The sequence below is a fragment of the Leptolyngbya sp. BC1307 genome, assembly GCF_002286735.1.
In the GTDB taxonomy this organism is placed as follows: Bacteria; Cyanobacteriota; Cyanobacteriia; order Phormidesmidales; family Phormidesmidaceae; genus Phormidesmis.
Genome location: NZ_NRTA01000036.1, coordinates 26,888 through 45,812, shown reverse-complemented (window position 1 = coordinate 45,812; position 18,925 = coordinate 26,888). Strand labels below are relative to the sequence as shown.

The window sequence follows — 18,925 nt, the reverse complement described above, 5'->3', positions numbered from 1 at the left end:
AACATCACCGTTAGCGGACTTTCGCTGACGAAACGTTCAAATACTTCTGCCAAAATCATCGTTGAATTGACCTGCTTTTGTGCGGCTACCTCTCCATCATTCAACCGCTAGCAGGGCGGTGGCACGCTTGCTTTAACCAACTTAACGATTGGCGTTTTCGGGACTGATAAGCCAAAGCTCCCTATAGAAAGGGTTACAGAAATTATTAAGCAGCCTTGGAATGACCTTTAGAGGGCTGGTAAGTACATCCCATCGAAAAGCAGGTACGAGGGATCACGAAATAAGCACAGGCGATCACGATCACTCGTATCGGGATGGTTCTGATTCACCCACATCGCCGCTTCATTCAGCAGGGGCCATCCATTCTCTCAAGGGCGCTTTCTGAACAGCTTTGAGTCTGTCCCCTTGATATCTTCCCTCAAGTACCTCAGCGACTATTTTTCTCTAAAATTTACCGCTCAGATTCTTGCCTATCCTAAGTAAACAGACTTTTGCCAGTTGATCAGGCCGTTGTGTCATTCCGGCAAGTGAGATCAGTATGTTGTCAAATTTCCATCCCTAAGCCTGTAGCTTCACAAACTTAGCTTCCGAGGGAACGCCGCTGTTGTTCAATAAAAACAGCATATAGTAACCCGGCGGCGCGATGTTGCTATTAGGCGGAGCCTCTAACGTGATCTCATTAGGCACTTGCGTATTTAGCTGCTTCAGCCCGACCAGTCGCTGCTACATGTTAAACGAATGGGTCGATGCGCCCAAGGCAATAAAGCAGGCAGAAGCAATAGAATCGACATCGGGTGTAAAAACGCTGAAGAGATCGCCATGGCGAACCTGGTTGGTAACAGAAGCGATCGCTGGTCGCTTTCCCTTAAACAAATACGGCGGCTTAAACACCTCTACCCGATTCTCAGCATGGTCAAACGGCGCAATATTATAAAACTTGTCAGTGCCCGAGGTCATAATCTCCCCACTCGGCAGCAAAATCGCCGCCGCCTGATACAGCCGGGGCACATGCATAGCGCCCATCGCCGTCCATTGATTCGTCTGAGGATCGTAAATCTCTGCCTGAAACACAGGCGTTCTGGCCACATCAGCCGATGCGGTACTGCTGCCGCCACAGACAAACACCGTCCCATCCGGCAACAGTACCGCATCGGGTAATACCCGACCATTTAGCATCGGCGCTGTAAATTGCCAACCCTGGTCGAGCGCGTCTATATCTAAAACTTCATCTAAAACTTCACACTGACTAGAATGTGAAGAGTAGGCAAAAAACTCTCTACGCCGTTAAGGAAGTCAGCACGCTTCTAGCCTGGTACCGTATTTGCGTCAACGGCCCGCCCCCTGAGCGGCTCTCGCTGTAATACACTTATACTCTAAGGCCACGGCACCTGCGATCGCCCTATGTCTGACCGTCCCCTGCCCAACTCCGCCCACAGCGCTGCCACCGACGCAGTAGCCACCGATTCCTCAAATACCGATCCTTCCAGTGAAGCAGCCCAGTCGGTTCCCTCCCCTCGGCCACAGCCCCCCAGGCTCAGGCCCTACCAGGTACAGCTCGTCAATGACCTTTACCGCGCGCTCAATGAAGGGCACAAACGGGTAGCGATTATTGCAGGCACCGGGGCTGGCAAAACCATCATCAGTGGTCAGATCTGCGCACATGCTGAAGATGCCGGTAAGCGACTGATGTTTTTGGTGCATTTAGATGTGCTGGTCGGCCAAACCTACGAAAAGATGAAGGCATTCGGCTTGCAGTGCGGCTTTATCAAAGCAGGTTGGGAAGAAAACCGCGCTGCGCCCATTCAAATTGCCAGCATTCAGACGATGGCCAAGCGCCGCTGGTGGCACAAGTGGCCCGCCGACGTGGTGTTTTACGATGAGGGGCACATCACGCTTTTTAGTCAGGTGGGCAAAAAGGTCATGCTCAAAACTCACCCAGACGCAGTGCATCTAGTGATGACAGCAACGCCGCTGCGATTAGGGAAAGAACAGCTCGGTGACTATCTAGACACGCTGGTCTCTTCGCCAGTGCCCAGCGATTTGCAAGAGATGGGCTATCTCTCTCGGATGAAATATTACAGCATGCCCAGAGACAGCATGGCCAACTTAGAAGAAGTCCGCACGGCTAAGGGTGACTACGATGAGAGAGATTTAAAGAATGCTTGCGATCGCACCGAACTGATCGAAAAAATTGTCGAAGAGTGGCAGCGCATCGGCAAAGGCAAGCGCACCATCGCCTTTTGCGTCGATATAGAGCACGCCAATCACGTCGCCGAAGCTTTCCGTCAAGCGGGCGTCACTGCCGGCACGGTAGATGGCAATACCTCAATTAAAGATCGTAAAAAGCTATACCACGCCCTCAAGACCGGAGAGCTGACAGTACTCACCTCCTGCAATGTCATTAGCATTGGCTTTGATGAACCCAGCGTCGAAGTCGGGCTGATGTTGCGGCCTACCCAGTCCAGCGCTATGCATTTTCAGCAGTTGGGGCGAGTCATGCGGATCTCTCCGCAGACGGGTAAAGCATGCGGCATCATTCTCGATCAGGCGGGTAACTTGCAGCGGCTGGGCTTTCCTGAAGATGTAGAAGACTACACCCTGCCGACTCAAAACAAATCTGCTGGCGGTGGCGGTGTCGCCCCGACCAAGCCCTGTCCCGCCTGCGGTCGGATCGTACTGGCTTTCATTGTCAAATGCCCTGACTGTGCCCATCAATGGGTAAGCGAAAGGCCCGTCAATACAGAAGACATGGTGGAGATTTACTCCAATGCTCAGGCCAGGCAGATTCGCGATGTGCCGACGCTCATTGAGCTGTACCATAGCCATCGGCGGCGGGCCTTTAAGCGAGGCTATGCGCCGACCTGGGCCGATAGAGCCTTTTACGAACAGTGCGATCGCCCGCCCGATCAGCGCTGGTGTTTTGGCTCACTATTTGGCGCTCGGCCCACGGGAGAAGAGCAGCTAGCGATCGCCGACTACTTAAACAAGAGCGCCCGTCGACTTGGCAAATCAAGCGACTGGATTATTCAAGAATTTGAAAAAGAAGTCGGCCCCGGCACCTGGGCTAAAGTAGCCGCGCTAAAGAATGCCTAAATAGAATAGTCATATCCACGCACTTCTAGAGAGGTAGGAAATATTAACTTACGCATTTCCTCGCATAGCGGGCGGTTGCCCGGTGGTAGAAAATAGCGATGAAAATCGGTTCTTGGCAAAGATATTTCTATAGCTTTACTGAGTCACCTTTCTTAACTTTTACTATGCAGCATCTGCTACTTGTTCGGGATGATGACGGCGAGCGCACCGTAGAGCTACATGCAGCTTCTAGCTCAATTGGCCGCGATCCGAGAAACTCTATTGTTCTGCATTCTCGCGAGGTCTCTCGCCAACATGCCATTTTGATGCGCGTCACGCCTCCAGGCAAAGATGAGCACGAATTCCGTCTCATTGACGGCAACTTGCAAGGCAAACCCAGTACCAATGGACTGTTTATCAACGGCAAGCAGCGAACTTCTCACACCTTACGCCACGGAGATGAAGTAGTTTTTGGCGCTCAGGTTGAGGCGCGCTACTTTCAAGTCGAAGAAGGGACAGATCTTGAGTGGCTCATATCTGGAGACAGTGAGGCAATTGACTTCATGTCAACGATGATTTGTACACCGGCTGAGTCATCTGCCGAAGAGGAAAATTCGCTGGATGACTCAGTTTTAGCGCGGTTTGCCTCCTTTCCTGAGCTGTTTGCGCATCCCATTATTGAAATCACACTGTCTGGCGATGTTACCTACATAAATCCTGCAGCCGTCAGACAATTTCCCAAGATTCAGACTGAAAAGATCAACCACCCAGTTTTGACAGGGGTCATTGAGGCTGTTAAAGCCAATCAGAAAGAGCAGTCCGTCAGAGAAATCGCAATTGATGGCCGCATCTTTGAGCAGTCGCTCAGCTATATTCGACAGAGCGATCTGATCCGCAGCTATTTGGTCGAAATCACTGACCGAAAACGAGCAGAGAACGAACTTAAGGCCCTGCATGATCATCTAGAGTCAGAAGTTAAGAAGCGAACGCTACAGTTTCACGAGGCGAGTAGCCGTCTCAAAAGAGAAGAAAAGGCCCTGCTGGCCAGCTACGCGACCAACCGCGCTTTACTCAACGCCATTCCAGATCCGATGTTTCGCATCGACCGGGGCGGTAATTTTGTAAACTTCAAAACGCCCAAACATCACACCCTACCGTTTGATCCTGATAATTGTTTGCAATGTCATCTATCAGAAGTGTTTCCGCCTGCAGCAGCGGTGGCAGTCGTGACCGCCATACAGCAGGCGCTAGAAACTGACGACATGCAGATTATCGAGTTTCAGCTACCTACAGCAGAAGCGTCTCTCGATTTCGAAGCGCGAATTGCCATTAGCGCTCCCGACGAAATCGTTATGATCACCCGTGACATCACTGAGCGCAAGCGCGGAGAAGCCGAAATCCGGACAGCCCTCGAACGCGAGCGCGAACTCAACGAAATGAAGACTCGATTTGTCTCAATGACTTCCCACGAGTTTCGGACGCCGCTGACCACCATTATGTCATCAGCAGAACTGCTAGAGCACTACAGAGAGCGTTGGGATGCTCCTAAGCAAGTTCAGTATTTGCACAAAATTCAAACCGCTGCCAGGCACATGACAGATCTGCTCAACGATGTGCTGCTAATTAACAAAGCTGAAGCGGGTAAAGTAGAATTCAAGCCGCAGGATACGCTGCTAGAAGAGTTCTGCCGAGAAATCATGGAGGAACTACAGATTACAACCGGCGCTCACAACCTGGTCATGCGATCGCAAATACCCGCTAACCCCTTACCGATCGACCGCAAGCTCATGCGGCACATTCTCACTAATCTACTCTCAAATGCCATCAACTATTCTCCCAGCGGCGGCGAAATTTTGCTATCACTAGCACAGTCCAAAGATAGGGTAGAGCTACAGGTCACCGACTCTGGCATTGGTATACCTGAAGAGGCCCGGGCTACTTTGTTTGAGTCGTTTGTTCGCGGCGGCAACGTCGGCACTATTTCAGGCACTGGGCTAGGACTGGCGATTGTGAAAAAGTCGGTTGAGGTGCATCAGGGCTCCATTGACTGTCAAAGCCAGATTGGCCAGGGAACAACTTTTATCGTCAGTCTCCCGCTAGGGTTGTCCTCTGACCGGCTGCCAGCTATACCAGCTCAAGCTGTCTATTAGAGACTGGTTGGCTTGAGCGCTATAGCACCGCTGTAGCACCGCTGTATTTCAACAAAGACACATTGATCCTTTTCAAACAATCTCTTTTCTAGTCAGGAGACATCATGGTTAAAGTTTTAGTCATTGAAGACGAAATCGAAATTCGGGCAAATCTTCTGGAGCTGCTGGCGCTAGAAGGATACGACATCGTTGGCGCAGACAATGGCATCACTGGCTTAATCGGCGCTATGGAACACAAGCCCGACCTGATTTTGTGCGATGTGATGATGCCTGAGCTAGACGGGCACGATGTGCTGAGCGCGCTGCGACAAGAACCAGAGACAGCGTCTATTCCCTTTATCTTTTTAACGGCCTTGGCTGACAAAGGCGATATTCGTCAGGGTATGGCGTTAGGTGCTGATGACTATCTAACGAAACCGTTTACCTGCATGGAGGTGATCGGCGCTATCGAAACTCGGCTACAAAAACAAGCGGCGATCGCTGAACAGTACAAAGCCGACAGCAACCAGGAGCTCGAAGCCCTTCAGCAAGAAAATCAGCAGTTTCGAGATGCCCTCGACCAGGATCAAGCGGCACTGGTCTCTGACATTCGCCTGCATATGAAAAGCGCGTTGAATCAGCTGAATCAGGTGAGCAGTCTCTTAAAAACGCTGCCAGCTAGCAAAGAACGCGAGCAAGGCATTGCCCTTATCCAAAAAACCTGTGTCGCTAAGATCAAGATGCTGGCAAGAATTCCCAACTTTGAGTATCTACCAGAGGCTAACTTGCATCAGCGCTCAGAAGAATCACAGCTTGATGAACTCGTTCTGACTGATGAAGCGGAAGAACTCACTGCTAGCTTCTTCTAGCTACGAAATCTGATAACTACGAAATCTGAGTCACAGCAAATGGAAAATCACCGGGTGGTCTCTCTCACTCGGTGATTTTGCTTTGATGTATCAGAGACTCGACTGAATGCTTAAAACTTGAGTGTGACAGTTTGAAAGGCGGAAAGTAAGACAACCTATTTCGTGACCGGTTTGAGCTATGATTCGACCGGTGATTTACCGAATTTTTTCGTTGGTAGATTTATTTATACAGCTTGACACTATTTATGGAATTTATGGATCAAAAATTAGGGTTTTACAAGGGATTAGCCTATCGCTCACTGGCTGCTGGCCTGGGTAGTCTGCTGCTGAGCAGCGTAGGGATAGCCGGTGCTTTCGCTGAGGAAAATGACCCAGCGGTGCTGACGCCGTCACCCTCAACCTCGCAAGCCGCCCCGAGTTTGCCTGGCCTATTAAACTCGATTCCACCCCGTTCTACCGTTGCGCCAGCGCCAACTGCTGAGTCTGAGGAACCCGCGATCGCGCCAGAAACAGCAGATCAAACGGTGCGGCTACGGCTGAGCCTGAGCGACCGGCGGGTGTACGTCTATCGGGGCGAAACAGTAGAAGTCAGCTATCCGGTCGCGATTGGGCGGTCCGGCTGGGAAACGCCTCCCGGCGAGTTTTCTGTGTTTTCTCAGATAGTCGATCCTGGGTGGACTAACCCCTTTACCGATGAAGTCTCACCCCCTGGCCCTGACAATCCGCTAGGCGAGCGCTGGATTGGCTTTTGGTCAGACGGTAACAATGTGATTGGCTTTCACGGCACGCCCAACCGTGATTCTGTTGGCAAGGCAGCCTCTCACGGCTGTGTTCGCATGTACAACGAAGATGTCCGGGCGCTGTACGACGTGGTAGCGATAGGCACACCGGTTATTGTCGAACCCTAGAGCTGGCAAGGGATAAATTCCAAATGGGCTTGAAAAGCTATCCATCATCCATAGTCCATAGGGGTTTGTGCGAAACTCCATGCCGTTCGCTGCGTGCTCAGAGCCGTAATTTTCGGCACATAGCGGTTCCCGGATGCATACTCATAGAGAAGACTAACCTACGGGAACCGCGAGTCACTTTGCCCGTTGAAACACAAGGCTTTCAGCCGGTGTGATAGACCTCAGCAAAGTGACCAACCTACAGTGAACAAAGACTGAACAGTTTTTGGACTGGTCATAGCTTCTCTTACTCACTAAATTACAGGTACACGGCGATGCTTGCCGTGCTGGGAATTACAGCAGCGAGCTTCACCTATTACTCGTAGCCGTTCGGCGGAACTTATCCCTTTTGACAGAGAAGTTCTGGTAGAAGCATGACATAGCCTCGAATGGCTTAGACTTCGAAAATTCTGCAAACTAAATCACACAATTAGCAAATGCATATAGATCATGTTCGGGAGATGTCACTGTGAATCAGATAAAAACACTATCCGCCTCGCGCCGTAGCCTGCTCAAGTGGGGCCTATGTGGTTTTGGCGGCCTGATGATTTCGACTTTGCCCAAAGTGGTAAGCGCGCAGTCGAATGGTATCGCCACCCTTACTTTTGAGGCTGACGACGTTGGCATTCTCAATTTTGCCCTGCTGCTAGAGGAGCTTGAAGCAGCTTTCTATGCGGCAGCAGCCGATTCGGGCATGGTTACCGATAGCACAGAGCTAGAGTACATCAGAGTCTTAGGCGCTCAAGAAGCGGCGCACGTCACCTTCTTACGAGGTGTCTTAGGCGATCAGGTGCTGTTTGAGACCGAAGATATTAGCTTTAATCCAGACGGTTTAGCGGCTATTTTGAGCGATCGCGACACTATTCTCAATACAGCAGTTGCTCTAGAAGATGTCGGCGTCCATGCCTACAATGGCGCTGGCCTATTTCTAACTAACCCCACTTACCTTTTGGCTGCAGGCTCAATTGTCTCAGTTGAAGCGCGCCATGCAGGCGGCGTACGGGCCTTGCTAGGCAGACCTACAACTCAGCCAGATAGCGATCGTCTAGTCCCCGACGAAGACCTAGTTGCCAGCCTCAATCCATTTAAAGGTAGGGCTTACGACGAGCTATACAGCCCCAACCAGGTCGTGTCCATCGTCGGCTCACTTAACCTGATTAACAATCCCATTAACGGTGCGCTCGTTGCTTAAAATCATGAAGAACCCCATGAAACCCTACTTAACCCTAATCGCGCAGCAGGCGACCCAAGTTTTATCGTTTTTATCTTATTCGCTCAAACTCTCTTTTACTCGCTTTAGTGCGGCTATAGTTTTGCCGTTGGCACTGCTGCTGCTGTTTCTGAGCCCCGCTTCTCCAGCCCAAGCTCAAGCGGTTTTGACGCCCCGGCAGGTGACTGAATACGCCTTGACTTTAGAAAAACTGGAAGCTGACTTTTATCGTCGGGCGGCGATTGCAGCTCAGAGCGGCGGTCTAGCTAGCGTCCCGCAGTTTGCCAAAGAAATTATCGTCTCCTACGGCCAAGATGAGGCCACCCATGTCGCCGATCTCTCGGCTGTTCTCCCTAGTTTGGGCGGCGACCCTAACATCGTTACGATTCCGTCTAACCCAAACTATTCGGCAATTTTAGGGCGCGACCCATTTGCCAACCCCGCAGATTTTTTGCTAGCCGGGCAGTATGTTGAAGATTTAGGTGTCGCTGCTTACAAAGGACAGGTGCAAAACCTGTTGGCAGCGGGTGACGCTGGTAAAACTGTATTAGCGGCAGCCTTGGCCATCCACAGCGTCGAAGCTCGCCACGCAGCGGGTGTGAGGTATCTGCGGCAGTCGCTACTCGGCGCTGATGTCAGACCCTGGATATCGGAAAACGCCAGCAGCAGCGAAGTTATCTATAACGAAAACCGGACTGGTACGCCCATTCCCTTTAGCTCTGATGCGTTTGACGGCTATGCCACCCAAGATGAAGTGCTAGCGCTAGTTGGCCCTATTCTGACGAATGTTGAGCAGCCAGCAACGCCTCAGCCCAGACAGCCAGCAACGCCTCAGCCCAGACAGCCAGCAACGCCTCCCACACAGCCTGAAGCTCCCCCTCGGGCGCTGTGGTAAAAACTGTGGTGAGAGATCGTAGTCATAGACAGGCTAGACCTCTCGACTTAGCCAAACGCTGACAGTTGTTTATCTATGTTTGTCTAATTATTGGATAGCCGCGGCTCCTTATGAGCCGCGGCTATTTTGTTGTACTTACACGGTATAGTCCAGCACCAGCTCGTCACCTGGGACACCTCGAATGCCCCAGTTGTGCCTGGGCAGCTCAAACATAGCAATCTCAATATCTTCTACAGCAATGCCCAACTGCTGTCGCTACTGGGTTAGCCCTGCGCTCTCAGGGAGGGACAGCATGATGTTGAGATTTTGCACAGCGGCTCCTGAGGCTCCTTTGCCCAAATTGTCTAGCCGGGCGACTAGCAGCGCTTCTTGGGTAACGTCGTTAGCAAAGACAAATAGCTGCACCTCGTTGGTATGATTTGCGCTTTTCGCTTCTAAAAAGGTGCGATCGCGCAGCTCATTGACTGCTGGGTAAGGCATCACTCGGACAAAGGGCTCGTCTGCGTAGTGCTCGCTTAATACATCGTGTAGCTGCTGACCTGTGGGGGGTTGATCTAGCGTCCACAGCGGCAGCGGCACCTGCACCACCATCCCCTGGGCAAAATCACCGACTGCGGGCACAAACAGCGGCGCGTGGCTTAGCCCTGCATATGTTTGCATCTCTTTGACGTGCTTATGACCAAACTGGAGCCCGTAAGGGCTGTAGGGCGCAACCGATTCGCGTCCCTGCTGCTGATTTTCTTGGTGAGAGGCTTCGTACTGGGCGATTAGCTTTTTACCGCCACCTGAGTAGCCAGAAATTGCGTTGACGGTCATTGGCAAATCGGCAGGTAAGGTACCGGTGCTGACCAGCGGTGAAACAACGGCTAAAAAGCCTGTCGGGTAGCAGCCCGGATTGCTGACCCGAGTAGATTTCGCGATCTGCGATCGCTGACCTGAGGTTAGTTCCGGAAATCCATAGGCCCAGTTTTTATTAGTACGATGGGCGGTGCTGGCATCCAATATTTTGGTTTTGGGGTTGGTCACCCAGCTAACGGCCTCTAGGGCAGCGTCGTCGGGCAAGCAGAGAATAGAGACATCAGCAGCGTTGAGCAGTTTGGTGCGCTCAGTGGTGTCTTTACGCTTATCTGGGTCGATACTGATAACTTTAATATCGTCACGCTCAGCTAGGCGCTGATAAATCTGCAGCCCAGTTGTTCCGGCTTCACCATCAATAAAAACGGTCGAAACGCCCATCCGTTAATTTAGCTGCACTGCAGCCAACCTCCGCTATCGCCAATCCAGTAAGCTATCTTATCGGATTTGGCGCTATAAAGCTGTTCTGGCCAGCTATTGGGCCAGCTATTGGGCCAGCTATTCAGCGAGTCTGTCTATCCGCTTTTGATTCAGTGCGGTGGAACGGATTAAGACAGATGGCGGAATAACGGGCGGGATAGCCGATTGAGAGACCCAGCGCTGAGTCGGCTTTTTACGCAGATTGATTTGAGTATTGTCAGCGGCGGCGTCTTCTAGGTCAATGGCGCTGGGCAGCGAAAGGGGGCCGTCGCTTTCGGCATAGAGCGTCTGGCACTCTTGGAAAAGCGTATCGGCTACTGGCGCGTATTTTGCCTTGCGGTTGAGCCGGAGCAAAATGATGCGCAGGCGGCTCTGTAAGTCTTGCAGGGTGGCCACCTGCCGACGCAGCTCTTTGATCAGGCTACTGGTGTGAATTTGAGCAATGCGATCGCTGTCGTTTTCCCAGCTGTCGTAGCACAGACAGTAGAGCATCTTCTTCAGGCGAATCTTTTCGGATGTTAGCTCTAGTCGGTCGGCGATATCTTGACAAAGGGTCGCAATCGGCTGACTCAGAGCGCCAGAGTCTTCTTGAAAGGTTTCAATCGGGCCAGATGGCTCCCCTGCCAGAGCCTCTGAGGTTTTAGAAAGCGCTTTTTCTACATCTACTACCTGGGTCGGATTGGCATAAAAGGTACGCAGATGCTTGAGAACGACCTCAGCTACTTGCGTGTAAGCCTCTTGGCGGTTGAGCGTGCCGACAATCTGATAGAGGTGGTGGCGGCATTCATTCAGGCTGGTACTGCGGTCAGTCAGAGACTCCAGCAGCACTTTGAGCGGTATTCCCTCTAACACCACAGCATCGTTTTCCCAAGCAGAATAGTGCGCCCCGTAGAGCAGCTTTTTGATACGGCGGCTGTTCGGATGCTCTGAAAGTGCTCTAAGCGCTGTATAGAGGGGAGTCAGTGTCAGTGGGGCGATCGCTTCTGTCGTCTCTTCTTTGCTATTTTCGGGGCGCATACCCACCGGCCATACATGATAGGCAGCTACAGCCTCTTCAATATTTTTGAGCGACAGTTCACCAATGTAGCTAACGTCTAGCTCTAAGCGCGATTTGACAACCTCATAGACCACCTGAGACATGCAGATAGCACCGGGCTTAGCTTCCGACTCCAGCCGGGCAGCGATATTGACCCCCGTGCCCATCATGTCTTGCTGGTTGAAAAAAATATCGCCCAGATGAACACCCACACGATGGGTAAAGTGATCGCTCGCCTGACCGGTTTTGGCAAAGCCAGCAAAGGTTTTTTGCATCTCGATGGCGCAGGCTGCGGCCTGCACGGCACTGACAAAGTACATCAGCACGCCGTCGCCAATGGTCTTAAGCACCTGCCCCTCAAAAAATTCGCACAGCTCTGAAATGAGCTGTAAGTCGCGGTTGATCACCGCTAGCGCCCGGTCTTCATCCTGCGACATACGCTTACTAAAGCCAACAGCATCGGTTACCACGATGGCGGCCAGAGTCCGCTGAATTTGAGGGTAGACGACGGGGGAGGTCATAGGGGTGGGCGCTATGTAATAACTCTACTTTTCCCGAATATATGTAGAGTTTGTTCACTCTCTAGCTACCAACAGGCCAATCTCGAAGGAGTTTCATAAACTCTTCTAGAAGCTGCGGTACATACTGATCTGCCTGCCCAATGGGGGTATCTCTCTGCGTGTTAACACGTATGGCACACCCACTGCCACAAAATTTGGTGTGGTCTAAGCGGCTAGAAGTTAGGATCGTGTATGGTGTCGAGGCACTGACCGTCTATCCATTGGCGTTCGCTTTCTTCGCACGATTTTCGGTCTTTTTTGAACGGTACAACCGTAGGGTAAAACTCTTGATTTTCTTCAAAGACCGGGTTTGATTCTGTCAGAGTTTGACTATTTTTCAAGTGTATAAGTGCGAAGATAGCAGCGGCCCCTGCAATAATGCCAGCCATGACTATTGGCATGATTAGCGAATGGCGGTTTTGCAGATCGCGGTAGTAGGCCCGTCGGTTACGACCAGCCAAAAATACAAGGTATATTCCCTGGCCCGGTAACGGCAGCGTCAGACGCAGATCAATCGCGTGCTGGTGGGGGCTGATAGCGCTTTCTATAGCCTGAATCTGAGTAGGCGAGAACGTAGCGCTTATTTCCGCTGGCATTCTCTTTAGCATCCGCTGAGTATAGGGGTTTTGGTTGGCTGATGGGTGCATGTCAAAGATGAGGTCTGTATAGAGTCGGTCAGAAAGAACGATAGACATACTGTGCCCACGGCCTATGCCTGCTACCAGTCGCTGAGTATGCGAGGCCATATTTGCCCAGAGATCGAATATCTGTTTAGCAGTATGCGATCTCTCAATCGCCTCTAAACACTTACGCATCATACAGTTAGAGATATGCTATCGGAGACATCACTGCTATTAAAAAGCCGTTAGAATTTTCTGTGAAGACAGCGCTCTATGCATCAATAGCCAGGTGAAAAGATGATTGACCTCCGCAGTGACACAGTGACGCAGCCAACTGACGGGATGCGTCAGGCAATGGTGCAAGCCCCCGTCGGCGATGACGTGCTCGGCGATGATCCGACTGTGAATGCACTAGAAGCCTACGTTGCTGAGCTACTGGGGAAGGAAGCGGCAGTATATATGCCTTCGGGAACGATGACTAATCAGGTGGCGCTGCGATCGCACACTCAGCCCGGCGACGAGATCTTGTTAGAGTCAGAAGCCCATATTTACTACTACGAAGGGGGCGGCCCCGCTGCGCTGTCGGGGGTGAGCTGTCGGCTATTGCCAGGAGACGGCGGCGCGTTTACGGCAGCGGAGGTTGAGCGACACCTGCGCCCTGTAGATCCGCACTTCCCCCGAGCCCGGTTAGTCTGTGTAGAAAATACCCACAACCGCAGCGGCGGACGGATCTTTCCACTGGAGACTATCCGTGAAATTGCCCAGGTCTGTCAGCAGCACGATCTGCAGCTGCATATGGACGGGGCGCGGTTTTGGAATGCCTGTATCGCGACGGGCATCAGCGAATCGGTATACGCTGAGCCCTTTGATACGCTGAGCGTTTGCTTCTCTAAGGGGCTAGGTGCGCCAGTGGGATCGGCGCTGGTGGGGTCGGCAGAGCAGATGGTGAAAGCGCGGCGGTTTCGCAAGATGTTTGGCGGCGGCATGCGTCAGGCTGGAATGATTGCGGCAGGGGCGCTCTATGCTTTGCAGTATCAGCGCGATCGCCTGGCAGAAGACCACGAAAACGCTCAGCGGCTGGCCCGTGGGCTGCAAGGCATGAAGGGTGTGGTCATTGACCCGGCGACTGTGGAAACCAACATTGTTAACTTCGAGGTGCCCGGCCAGCCAGCAGCAGAGGTAGTCAAAGAGCTGGCTCAGCAGGGCGTGGCTGTCTTGGCGACTGGCCCCCAGCGGATTCGGGCGGTGACTAACTTGATGGTGACGCGGGGGCAGGTTGATCAAGCGGTTGAGGCGATCGCTCAGACGGTAGGCGGAACGGTGCCAGCTTTTAGATAGGAAGAAGGAGAGATTTTCTGGCCTGAGGCGCGATCGCCAGTTTGTGATGAACATTGCCTTTAGCGCTAGCGTTTCCATTTACTATCGGGTGGATTGCTGGAGCGATCGCGCTGCAGGCAGCTCGTTGGTTAATTCGGCATAACGATAAGGAACTTAAAAGTGGTTTGTCTAGCGGGTAATCGATTGCTCGATCATTCAGGTTTAATGCTATGGCTCACACATTTAAGATTAACAAATTACACCTGCACAATTTACGCGGTGACTTTTTTGGTGGGCTGACAGCGGCCATTGTCGCGCTCCCTTTGGCGTTAGCGTTTGGCGTCGCATCGGGGGCGGGGGCGACAGCTGGTCTGTATGGGGCCATTGCAACTGGTTTTTTCGCGGCCCTCTTCGGCGGCACCCCTGCCCAAATTTCTGGCCCCACCGGCCCAATGACCGTGGTCATGGCCACCGTTTTTACAGCGCTGATTGCCAAGTATCCAGAGAGCGGGCTAGCGCTTGCTTTTACAGTCGTCATTCTGGGGGGAGCGTTCCAAATCGGGTTCGGGCTGCTGCGATTAGGAGAATATATTACCCTCATGCCCTACACCGTGATTTCTGGCTTTATGTCAGGGGTCGGGGTAATTATTTTCATATTACAGCTAGCGCCGCTGTTCGGCCAGGCAGGCTCAGCCAGCGTCATCGACTCTATTCAGAAACTGCCTGACGTGCTCTGGCAGCCCAATATTTACGCCTTGGGCCTGGGTCTGCTGACGCTGATCATCGTTTTTGGCATGCCGTCGCGACTCAGTCGAATTTTACCGGCTCCCCTGGTAGCGCTGGTGGTCGGCACTCTCGTTTCTCTCGCTATGACGAGTAGCACGGTGCCGCGCATCGGCGAAATTTCCACTGGGCTCCCCGCCTTTCAGTGGCCTCGGGCAGAGTGGGGCGCGATCAAAGACATGCTGGGCTATGGCATTGTACTGGCAACGTTGGGCGCGATCGATTCGCTGCTCACCTCTTTAGTCGCCGATAATATTACCCGCACTCAGCATGACTCCGACCGGGAGCTAATCGGTCAGGGAATCGGCAACATGGTCTCAGGGCTGTTTGGCGGCTTGCCTGGGGCAGGGGCCACCATGCGGACGGTAATCAATGTCAAGTCGGGCGGACAGACACCGCTTTCAGGGATGATCCACGCCCTGCTGCTGACTGCCGTACTGCTAGGCGCTGGCCCGCTAACGGCACAAATTCCGGTAGCGGTACTAGCCGGTATTTTGATCAAAGTCGGGCTCGACATTATTGACTGGAGCTTTCTAAAGCGGGCGCATCGCGTGTCTTGGGAGGCAGCGGCGGTGATGTACGGGGTGCTGTTTCTGACGGTGTTTGTTGACCTGATCACGGCGGTGGCAGCCGGTACGTTTGTCGCAAATTTGCTGGCAGTCAAGAAGCTGACAGACGAACAAAATCGCCATGTGCAGGCCATTGTCAGTCCTACAGACGACACGCTGACCGAAGAAGAACAAGTCTCCCTGGCAGCAGTCGCTGGGCGAGTGTTGTTGTTTCGTCTAAGCGGGCCAATGAGCTTCGGTGCGGCCAAAACTATCTCTCAGCGGATGAGCATAGTCAGTGAGTTTGAAGTATTGATTTTAGATCTGGCAGATGTACCCAAGTTAGGCGTAACCGCTTCGCTGGCAGTAGAAAATATGGTGCGAGATGCGTGCAACCAGCAGCGAACCGTTTTTATTGTGGGCGCAAAAGGGCTGGTGAAAGAACGGCTGACAGCCCTGGAGGTACTAGACATGCTACCGCCGGAGAATATCTTAACCAGCCGTCTGGAAGCAATCAAAAGAGCCAATCAGAGCTTAAAACCGTCTATCTATCACAGCCCGACTGTTCCTGCCGATCATCTGCCAAAGAGATAAGGCGTGCTCCTTCAACCAGCCATTCGCGGTTCATCGTTTGAATTGCTCTCGAATAGCCCGCGCCGCTAAAGCTTTTCATCAACAGATTGTTCAGCGCTATTTTCTGAGCAGGGTTGAGCGCTGACAGCCGCAATCCAACATAGTCGTTATTGCAGCGGGCGAGAACGTAGCAAAAGGCTCTGGTGCGAAAGGGATCTTCAAAGGGCACGACAACGGCTGCACGCTGAGTTTCGTCTAGCAAAGATAAAAAGTTTTGAGTGGCTTCAGTGAGTTCCTGATAGCGGACATCTTGAAGCGACTGAGTGAGCGGGGGTTCGCCGGCAGGGGCAAAAGCGTGTTGAACCGCTGGATGAGTATGCGTTTCAGCAGTCTGCTGAGAAGATTGAACATCTTCATTGGCAGGACTAGACGGATGAGCATATCCAGGGGCACAAAAAGCAATCGTCAGTCCAAGAACAGCAAGTGACTTTGGGGAAAGAGAATGTTGCATTTTTGGAGCGTTGTATGAGCTGGTCAAATCAGCTTACCGCCTGGCCACCCAGTTTTTGCAAGAATATTTGCAAAGCAAAAACGATGCTTTAAACCAAATCAGCAATCGGATCATACAAGCATTCTATCTGCGATCTTATTGGCATAAAAACAGCCGTTTGGCAGCGCGGGTAAAGGCGACGTAATACAGTTGATTACGTTCGGTGACTTTACGATTCAGCATCAGATTGGGCACATCTACAAACACATCTTGAAAAGTAGAGCCCTGGCTTTTGTGAACGGTCAGGCTGTAGGCGTAGCTAACCTCGTGAAAGAGCTGTTTATAATCCCAAAAAGACATCCACTGTTTTTTCTCTGCGTAGTCTGAGAGAAGATCTTTCAGACGCAGTTGTTCATCTTCGTGAAGTACTCTGAGCTTGCGCTCCTGATGTTCTTCGGTTTCTATCTCTAGCTCCCACACTAGCCAGCCTTCAAATCGGGTCAGGTAGGCGTCTAAGACGGTGCATTCTTCAGAAGTCTGCAGCAAAATGCCGTCTCTCCCTAAGCAAACGTTTTTGGCAACCAGCCTTTCACCCGCGACAAATCGAGCGGCTTTGTCGCCGTAGATAGCGGCGCGAATTTTATTGTTGAGGTAGTTGACTCGTTGGTTGGTGTAGGCAAGCACACGCACCTGGTCGGGATCTTTTTCGTAGGCAGCGCTGGCAAAGGCACGCAGCATAAGCTTCTCCCAGTGGGGGAGAGGCAGAGTGAAAATGCCTTCGGTGTTAGTGGCGTTGCGATCGCTCTGCGGCCTTGGCATCATCGGCCTATCTAAATGCGTCCGCACCTCTTCAGCGAGCAACCCAATCGCACCGCCATAGCGAATCACTTCGGTTAGGTCGCTGCGGTGAAAAATCCTCTCAAAACAGGGCGCTTCAGTCTCACCGACCGGCGGCAGCTGGGCCGAATCGCCCACGAACAAAAGTTTGGTGCCCTGGGTCAGTGTAGAGACTGAAGTGATCAGCAGATCCCACATTTCCTGGTTGATCATAGAGCATTCGTCTACGACGACTAGATCGTACTCAGTGGTCAGATTTTTGCGATCTCTATCCGGTTCAAACTTTTGGCCGCCGGTCTCTTTATCAATCACTGGTCGCAGGCCAAGCAGCTTACAGCAGGTCATGCAGTCAACCTCGCAGCCCCAGCGGTAAGCCATTGCCTGCAATACTTTGGTAGCCTTATTGCTGAGCGCTGTCAGGGCGATCGCTCTACCGTCGCGCTGCTGCTGAAGCCAGGCAATCAGCGCCTGTAGCAGCGTGGTCTTGCCAGTGCCCGCGTAGCCCGTAAGCAAATAGATTTTTTCGTCGCTGCGCACAAAAGCTTCTAATGCCTGCAGCGCGTCCCACTGCTGCTGACTTAGGTCAATACCGGGCAATACCTGAGGAATGCCCGCTGCAGAATCAGCGGCGGTCGTCGGCGAGGTCTGAGGCATGAGTGAGCGGTTGATCTGAGCGGTTGATCTATGGCTTATTGTAGCCGCGTTCTGAGGTGGGCTTTCGGAATGGTTTTTGAAGGCGCGATCGCCTCCATTGTGCCCGCAGGTTTTCAGCAGCCTTTCATACTATTTAGTCGGGAGACGGTTAACTTAATAAAGAAGTCCTTAGCCTTTTGACAGAAGACATTAGAATCCTTATGACTTACGTACCTTTAGCCGCACGCATTTTTCTAGCGCTACTGTTTTTGAACTCGGGAATAAGACACCTGACCGGATTTTCAGAGTTTGTCCCGACAATTGCGAGCCAAGGTCTGCCCCTGCCACAGGTATTGGCAGCCGGTACCGTTGCGTTTTTATTGCTGGGGTCGGTATCGCTGATTTTAGGCTATAAGGCCAGAATCGGCGCTTTACTGATCATTCTCTTTTTGATACCAGCAACCCTGTTTTTTCACCCGATTGCAACAGACCTATCAGGCGTTTTGAAAAATCTGGCGCTGATTGGCGGGCTGATGATGGTAATTGCCTATGGCCCCGGACTCATTAGCCTAGATGCTGGCAAAGCGTGAAATCGGGGTCTGATAATGACCTCAAAGGGAATGGATGGAGCCATGAGCAAGCAGTGTATGTGCGGCAGCCAGCGGCAATATGCGAATTGCTGCGGCCCTTATCTAGCGGGTGAGGCGACAGCGCCAACGGCTGAAGCTTTGATGCGATCGCGCTACAGCGCTTTTTATCAAGGCAATATTGACTACCTGATCGCGACCCACCAGCTGGATAGTCGCCCCCCTAACGAGCGAACCGACCTGATCAAGAGCGTTAAAAATACCCGGTGGGTTAATTTGCTGATTGTTAGCGCTCACAAAGGGCAGGCGAAAGATCAATCTGGAACTGTGGAATTCGTCGCGGCTTATCGGCCCGCCCTCAGGCTGACCAGTACTGCTGTCACTGAGCCAGTGGCGCAGCTACACGAGAGGTCTCGGTTTATTCGAGCAGGCCATCGCTGGTTCTATGTAGGCGGCGATATCTTGATGCCCTATCAGCCTCAGCGGAGCCAGCCCTGCTGGTGTGGCAGCGGTAAAAAGTTCAAGCACTGCCACGGGTAAGCGG

16 protein-coding genes and 1 pseudogene are annotated in these 18,925 nt (G+C 52.3%); 10 read left to right on the top strand and 7 right to left on the bottom strand.

All coding sequences use genetic code 11. From position 1 onward, the window contains the following. Window positions 1-723: 723 nt before the first annotated feature. On the bottom strand, window positions 724-1,176 hold the full coding sequence (locus CKL79_RS16825; RefSeq protein ID WP_121970734.1) for a kelch repeat-containing protein: 453 nt from the start codon (window positions 1,174-1,176) through the stop codon (window positions 724-726). Window positions 1,177-1,401: 225 nt separating this feature from the next. On the opposite strand from CKL79_RS16825, the gene CKL79_RS16820 reads away from it, so the two are divergent. The 6 genes from CKL79_RS16820 (at window position 1,402) to CKL79_RS16795 (ending at window position 9,122) form a co-directional block, all read left to right on the top strand. Continuing rightward, a complete protein-coding gene (locus CKL79_RS16820; RefSeq protein WP_121970733.1) occupies window positions 1,402-3,093 on the top strand; it encodes a DEAD/DEAH box helicase family protein in 1,692 nt (563 codons plus the stop codon). A gap of 164 nt (window positions 3,094-3,257) precedes the next feature. Next, entirely contained in the window at window positions 3,258-5,222 is a 1,965-nt protein-coding gene (locus CKL79_RS16815) for an ATP-binding protein (protein WP_121970743.1), read from the top strand. A 104-nt stretch (window positions 5,223-5,326) separates the two neighbouring features. Then, window positions 5,327-6,070, top strand: coding sequence for a response regulator (locus tag CKL79_RS16810; RefSeq protein WP_121970732.1), 744 nt, complete (start codon window positions 5,327-5,329; stop codon window positions 6,068-6,070). A gap of 254 nt (window positions 6,071-6,324) precedes the next feature. Further along, entirely contained in the window at window positions 6,325-6,978 is a 654-nt protein-coding gene (locus tag CKL79_RS16805; protein WP_121970742.1) for a L,D-transpeptidase, read from the top strand. Window positions 6,979-7,486: 508 nt separating this feature from the next. Then, a complete protein-coding gene (locus tag CKL79_RS16800; protein ID WP_121970731.1) occupies window positions 7,487-8,209 on the top strand; it encodes a ferritin-like domain-containing protein in 723 nt (240 codons plus the stop codon). 16 nt (window positions 8,210-8,225) lie between these two features. Beyond that, window positions 8,226-9,122, top strand: a complete 897-nt coding sequence (locus CKL79_RS16795; protein WP_121970730.1) for a ferritin-like domain-containing protein — start codon at window positions 8,226-8,228, stop codon at window positions 9,120-9,122. Window positions 9,123-9,257: 135 nt separating this feature from the next. On the opposite strand, the pseudogene CKL79_RS23955 reads toward CKL79_RS16795, so the two are convergent. From CKL79_RS23955 to CKL79_RS16775, 4 genes and pseudogenes are all read right to left on the bottom strand, one after another. Then, window positions 9,258-9,368: pseudogene (locus tag CKL79_RS23955) on the bottom strand (tautomerase family protein); the annotation flags it as partial. A gap of 9 nt (window positions 9,369-9,377) precedes the next feature. Continuing rightward, window positions 9,378-10,358 carry an N-acetyl-gamma-glutamyl-phosphate reductase gene (gene argC, locus CKL79_RS16785; protein ID WP_121970729.1) on the bottom strand — a complete coding sequence of 327 codons (981 nt, stop codon included), beginning with the start codon at window positions 10,356-10,358 and terminating at the stop codon, window positions 9,378-9,380. Window positions 10,359-10,475: 117 nt separating this feature from the next. Beyond that, complete coding sequence (locus CKL79_RS16780) at window positions 10,476-11,954, bottom strand: adenylate/guanylate cyclase domain-containing protein (protein WP_121970728.1); 1,479 nt, start codon at window positions 11,952-11,954, stop codon at window positions 10,476-10,478. A gap of 212 nt (window positions 11,955-12,166) precedes the next feature. Then, complete coding sequence (locus tag CKL79_RS16775; RefSeq protein ID WP_121970727.1) at window positions 12,167-12,811, bottom strand: hypothetical protein; 645 nt, start codon at window positions 12,809-12,811, stop codon at window positions 12,167-12,169. Between the two features lie 99 nt (window positions 12,812-12,910). Here CKL79_RS16775 and CKL79_RS16770 point away from each other — a divergent pair, with 99 nt between their 5' ends. Next, complete coding sequence (locus CKL79_RS16770) at window positions 12,911-13,951, top strand: GntG family PLP-dependent aldolase (RefSeq protein WP_121970726.1); 1,041 nt, start codon at window positions 12,911-12,913, stop codon at window positions 13,949-13,951. Between the two features lie 209 nt (window positions 13,952-14,160). Beyond that, window positions 14,161-15,855, top strand: coding sequence for a SulP family inorganic anion transporter (locus CKL79_RS16765; RefSeq protein WP_121970725.1), 1,695 nt, complete (start codon window positions 14,161-14,163; stop codon window positions 15,853-15,855). Here the strand turns inward: CKL79_RS16765 and CKL79_RS16760 are convergent. Further along, window positions 15,806-16,345 carry a DUF3500 domain-containing protein gene (locus CKL79_RS16760; protein ID WP_121970724.1) on the bottom strand — a complete coding sequence of 180 codons (540 nt, stop codon included), beginning with the start codon at window positions 16,343-16,345 and terminating at the stop codon, window positions 15,806-15,808. The two genes, CKL79_RS16765 and CKL79_RS16760, sit on opposite strands and share 50 nt — an antisense overlap. A 135-nt stretch (window positions 16,346-16,480) precedes the next feature. Beyond that, a complete protein-coding gene (locus CKL79_RS16755) occupies window positions 16,481-17,815 on the bottom strand; it encodes an AAA family ATPase (RefSeq protein WP_121970723.1) in 1,335 nt (444 codons plus the stop codon). Between the two features lie 200 nt (window positions 17,816-18,015). Between CKL79_RS16755 and CKL79_RS16750 the strand changes: the two genes are divergently transcribed. Together CKL79_RS16750 and CKL79_RS16745 are read left to right on the top strand one after the other, a co-directional pair. After that, window positions 18,016-18,384, top strand: a complete 369-nt coding sequence (locus CKL79_RS16750) for a DoxX family protein (protein ID WP_121970722.1) — start codon at window positions 18,016-18,018, stop codon at window positions 18,382-18,384. Window positions 18,385-18,426: 42 nt separating this feature from the next. Beyond that, window positions 18,427-18,921, top strand: a complete 495-nt coding sequence (locus CKL79_RS16745) for a YchJ family metal-binding protein (protein WP_121970741.1) — start codon at window positions 18,427-18,429, stop codon at window positions 18,919-18,921. Window positions 18,922-18,925 lie beyond the last annotated feature (4 nt).

Excerpts from the sequence above, each read along its gene's own strand:
- CKL79_RS16820 (WP_121970733.1), top strand. The coding sequence starts at position 1,402 with ATGTCTGACCGTCCCCTGCCCAACTCCGCCCACAGCGCTGCCACCGAC.
- CKL79_RS16795 (WP_121970730.1), top strand. The coding sequence starts at position 8,226 with ATGAAACCCTACTTAACCCTAATCGCGCAGCAGGCGACCCAAGTTTTA.
- CKL79_RS16780 (WP_121970728.1), bottom strand. The coding sequence starts at position 11,954 with ATGACCTCCCCCGTCGTCTACCCTCAAATTCAGCGGACTCTGGCCGCC.
- CKL79_RS16770 (WP_121970726.1), top strand. The coding sequence starts at position 12,911 with ATGATTGACCTCCGCAGTGACACAGTGACGCAGCCAACTGACGGGATG.
- CKL79_RS16810 (WP_121970732.1), top strand. The coding sequence starts at position 5,327 with ATGGTTAAAGTTTTAGTCATTGAAGACGAAATCGAAATTCGGGCAAAT.
- CKL79_RS16750 (WP_121970722.1), top strand. The coding sequence starts at position 18,016 with ATGACTTACGTACCTTTAGCCGCACGCATTTTTCTAGCGCTACTGTTT.
- CKL79_RS16745 (WP_121970741.1), top strand. The coding sequence starts at position 18,427 with ATGAGCAAGCAGTGTATGTGCGGCAGCCAGCGGCAATATGCGAATTGC.
- argC (WP_121970729.1), bottom strand. The coding sequence starts at position 10,358 with ATGGGCGTTTCGACCGTTTTTATTGATGGTGAAGCCGGAACAACTGGG.
- CKL79_RS16755 (WP_121970723.1), bottom strand. The coding sequence starts at position 17,815 with ATGCCTCAGACCTCGCCGACGACCGCCGCTGATTCTGCAGCGGGCATT.
- CKL79_RS16825 (WP_121970734.1), bottom strand. The coding sequence starts at position 1,176 with ATGCTAAATGGTCGGGTATTACCCGATGCGGTACTGTTGCCGGATGGG.
- CKL79_RS16775 (WP_121970727.1), bottom strand. The coding sequence starts at position 12,811 with ATGATGCGTAAGTGTTTAGAGGCGATTGAGAGATCGCATACTGCTAAA.
- CKL79_RS16765 (WP_121970725.1), top strand. The coding sequence starts at position 14,161 with ATGGCTCACACATTTAAGATTAACAAATTACACCTGCACAATTTACGC.
- CKL79_RS16760 (WP_121970724.1), bottom strand. The coding sequence starts at position 16,345 with ATGCAACATTCTCTTTCCCCAAAGTCACTTGCTGTTCTTGGACTGACG.
- CKL79_RS16815 (WP_121970743.1), top strand. The coding sequence starts at position 3,258 with ATGCAGCATCTGCTACTTGTTCGGGATGATGACGGCGAGCGCACCGTA.
- CKL79_RS16805 (WP_121970742.1), top strand. The coding sequence starts at position 6,325 with ATGGATCAAAAATTAGGGTTTTACAAGGGATTAGCCTATCGCTCACTG.